The organism is Neobacillus paridis (genome assembly GCF_016765675.1).
GTDB classification, from domain to species: Bacteria; Bacillota; Bacilli; order Bacillales; family Cytobacillaceae; genus Neobacillus; species Neobacillus paridis.
The window spans coordinates 1-880 of the sequence record NZ_JAESWB010000147.1 but is presented as its reverse complement, the minus strand read 5'-3'; the positions used below and the strand labels follow the sequence as shown (position 1 = coordinate 880).

The 880-nt window shown below is 51.6% G+C and carries 2 protein-coding genes; one reads left to right on the top strand and one right to left on the bottom strand.

Features of this window, described 5'->3' with window-relative positions:
• The coding region (locus JK635_RS28270; RefSeq protein WP_235887986.1) for a hypothetical protein at positions 1-220 on the bottom strand (220 nt) is incomplete at its 3' end.
• A gap of 100 nt (positions 221-320) precedes the next feature.
• Here JK635_RS28270 and JK635_RS28265 point away from each other — a divergent pair.
• Positions 321-880, top strand: a 560-nt coding sequence (locus tag JK635_RS28265) for an IS5 family transposase (protein WP_202653501.1), incomplete at its 3' end; no start/stop codon positions are given.

Below are 880 nucleotides of genomic sequence, written 5' to 3'. Positions count from 1 at the left end.
ATTCTTCCTTTCCAAGCTTGAATGCGAGTTGCTCAATTCCATTTTTTTCGTTTTCTTTGGCCATTTTAAATCCTGCATAGGTGAGGCGGATATTGATTAAAAGACACAACAAAAATCGTCGTATTGAAACAAAAAGGGCAACAACAGGACATTTACCTTTCTCAAGGACCCCCCTGCATAACGACTGCAGTATAAGTTTCTTTAATGCAATGTGATACAATCCGTTCATCATTTTTATCTTTGCGTACTAGTATGGATAGGCTTTGTTGCGCAAATCGCGCCGTCCAGCACATTGGAGGCAGCTCGGATAGGCTAAGCGCATGAAACCCGCTCCTCAAAAGTACCGAACGACGAACTGGAAGGCATACAACGCCGCGCTAAAGGCGCGCGGCTCGCTGCTTATCTGGCTCGATCCCGCTATGAACTGGCATGGCCAGGCAAGTGGCAAGCGCGGCCGCAGTCCGAGCTTCAGTGACGAAGCGATCCAGTTCTGTCTNATCCAGTTCTGTCTGAGTATCAAGTGCCTGTTCAGCTTGCCGCTACGCCAAACCATGGGTATGGCGCAAAGCCTACTCGGGCTGGCAGGCCTGGATTGGCCTATTCCGGATTACAGCACCGTGAGCCGGCGGCAAAAGACATTGCAGGTTGCTATTGAAGTCGCACCCACCACGACCGGCCTGCATCTGCTGGTCGACAGCACCGGCATCAAGATGCTGGGCGAAGGTGAATGGAAGACGAAGAAGCATGGTGCCGATTACCGTCGCCAATGGCGCAAGGTCCATCTCGGCATCGATGCCGCCACGCTTGAGATACGGGCCATGGAAGTAACTGACAACAGCATCGGTGACGCCCCTATGCTTCCCAACCTATTGGATCAGAT